This is a genomic window from Paenibacillus sp. 01T422, assembly GCF_056398785.1.
Map to the genome: position 1 here is coordinate 1 of NZ_JBFTQB010000887.1, position 2681 is coordinate 2681.

At 40.8% G+C, this 2681-nt stretch carries 2 protein-coding genes; one reads left to right on the forward strand and one right to left on the reverse strand.

Annotation, left to right across the window (positions count from 1 at the left end):
* Nucleotides 1-281 precede the first annotated feature (281 nt).
* The gene (locus AC1DUA_RS32955; protein WP_477503746.1) at nucleotides 282-1499 is read left to right on the forward strand and encodes an IS110 family RNA-guided transposase; all 1218 of its coding nucleotides are present in this window, start codon (nucleotides 282-284) and stop codon (nucleotides 1497-1499) included.
* Between the two features lie 566 nt (nucleotides 1500-2065).
* On the opposite strand, the gene AC1DUA_RS32960 is transcribed toward AC1DUA_RS32955, so the two are convergent.
* Complete coding sequence (locus AC1DUA_RS32960) at nucleotides 2066-2650, reverse strand: DUF2269 domain-containing protein (RefSeq protein ID WP_477503747.1); 585 nt, start codon at nucleotides 2648-2650, stop codon at nucleotides 2066-2068.
* Between the last annotated feature and the right edge of the window lie 31 nt (nucleotides 2651-2681).

Genomic DNA, 2681 nt, shown 5'->3' on the forward strand with positions numbered 1-2681 from the left:
TTCATGCAGCGCAAGACCAGCGCTGCACCACAGAGTTCATGCAGCGCAAGACCAGCGCTGCACCACAGAGGATGAAAATGGATAAAATCAGTCAATACTTCTACTACGGCTGGGTGAGGAAGGTCGATCAACTATGGTGCGTTAGAGCCCAACCGTTAGTCTGACTCCACCAACCACGGTGCATCACAGAATGTCGCTCCTTCGGGAAGCACTCATGGTAGATTAATCCTATTTTGGTTGTTGCACCAGCCCATATTCAGACCGTGGAAAGGATAATTTGAATGGATATTATCATTGAGCGAGCATGTGGTATGGATGTTCATAAGGATTCCATTACTGCATGTACGATGACACCCGAAGGAAAGGAGATTCAAACATTTCCTACTAAAACCGTATTTCTCCTTCAGTTAATTGACTGGATTAAAAAGCATGGGTGTACCCACGTAGCAATGGAGAGTACAGGTGTATTCTGGAAACCAATTGTTAACTTATTAGAAGCTGAGGATATTGAGTTTCTTGTCGTTAATGCTCAGCATATGAAAGCTCTTCCTGGACGTAAAACGGATGTCCAAGATGCGGAATGGATTGCCAAGCTTCTTCGTCATGGACTTCTGAAGGCTAGTTTTATACCAAACCGAATTCTACGTGAATTACGTGAATTAGTTCGTTATCGCCGGAGCATTATTGAAGAACATGCTAGGCAACATAATCGAATTCAAAAAGTGCTAGAGGGAGCTAATATTAAACTGGGCTCTGTGGTTTCAGATATTATGGGGGTCTCATCTAAGGACATGCTTAACGCTATTGCAAACGGCGAAGAAGATCCTGAAAAATTAGCAGGCCTCGCTCGACGATCTATGAAAAAGAAAAAAGATGAACTCGAACTCGCTCTTCGAGGTTACGTTAATCCTCATCAACGCATGATGCTTAAAACTATTTTAGCTCATATTGACTTCCTTACTGAGCAAATTGAGATGTTAGATCAAGAGGTTTCGCAGAGAGTCATCTCAAATCAAGAGGATATCGAGCGATTAGATTCTATACCCGGAATTGCCACTCGAATGGCTGAACAAATCCTAGCTGAAATTGGAACAAACATTAAAGAGCAATTTCCAAGTGCGGCTCACTTGTGTTCTTGGGCAGCAGTTGTACCAGGACATAATGAAAGCGCAGGCAAAAGGAAGTCTTCTAAAGGTAAGAAAGGAAACAAATATTTGAAATCTGCCCTAACAGAGGCGGCACATTCTGTAGGTTCCTCTAAAAACTATCTTGGTGCTATGTATAGGCGAACTTTAGCACGAAAAGGTAGGAAAAGAGCTGCTATTGTAGTGGCCCATGCCATGCTAAGAATCGCTTATTATCTACTTACAAGAAAAGAAATATATGTTGATCTAGGTGAGGATTATTTTGATAAGCAAAAACTTGGTTCAATTGTACGGAATTCGGTTCGAAGGCTTGAAACTTTAGGCTACAATGTTACGATTTCGGAAGTCTCCTGATCTATGACCCTTATATCCTTGACGCTACACTTTTTTTTAAAAACGAATGGGCAGCGTCTTCTTTAGTGCTGTTCATTTTCTTCGACTGCCAGACTTTTAATTTTCATGGTAGTTTAGAAATCGCAACCGATCCGATGGCCAACAAAAAGTCTCCGACCCTATCAGTCGGGAATGAGATAAAGTTCTTGTCAAAATCGGGAATGGGATAAAGTTCTTGTCATTTGGTTTTGACAAGAACTTTATCCCATAAAACAAAAAAGCCGCGATTTACGCGACCTCTAATGAGATAATGTTCTTGTCACCCGACACAAGAACGCAACTTCGGCATGTCTAATGAATTCGCGAAAGAATAGAACTTTCCTTCCAACAATTGAGAGTAAGCGCCACGCTAAACTCTCGTTAGCGTAACGCAACTACCGTAACACACCGGCGTTATTATTTAGCTCCCCCGCCAGTTAAATCAACCAGAAACTGACGTGATCAAGATCACTTAACTATCCATATCTTAGCGCGATCCCCAATATTCTAAAAGCCACATATCAATCTTTAAACCCTCGTAAGCAGTATTATCGTCGTTGACTTACCTTTCTCTTCCCCCACGGTTTTAGATATGAGATCACGGTTAAAAAGACTAATATTGCTAACACTAGTACGCTTCCATTCAGTATCATTTTTTGACTATGAAGGTAGTCGGGATTGTACATGGGTTCAAGCTCTTTTAGAGAAAGTGCATTTAATGCCTTTTCAATCCACGTACCAATAAAAATACTACCAAAGAAAATCGTCATCAAATTACCGACCCACTTCGCGATAATCCAGTAATGTGTGGTGATCCCCCACCCTCCGACAGCTAGCCAAATACCGGTTGCCAAACTCCCTAAAGCCCCTGGAACAATTAAGTAATAGTCAAAATATTTGATGAAATAATGAGCAGCATAAATAAGTTCGCGATCTTTTAAATAGAGAGTAAATAGTGTTAAGACGAAATTACCTAACACCCCTGTAAAATAGATAATCACAAAGAGAACATGGAAGATTACCCACCATTTTTTCCGTTTTGCATCTAATCTGGTAGCCCTCAATTTGCCAACCAAGATTACTGATCCCGCAATTAGTATAACCATTAATAATGTCCACAAAAAAGCAATCATGAAAATCTGACCCCTCGCCTATAAATTTACC

Coding starts and splice junctions, on each gene's coding strand:
- AC1DUA_RS32960 (WP_477503747.1), bottom strand. CDS start 2,650: ATGATTGCTTTTTTGTGGACATTATTAATGGTTATACTAATTGCGGGA.
- AC1DUA_RS32955 (WP_477503746.1), top strand. CDS start 282: ATGGATATTATCATTGAGCGAGCATGTGGTATGGATGTTCATAAGGAT.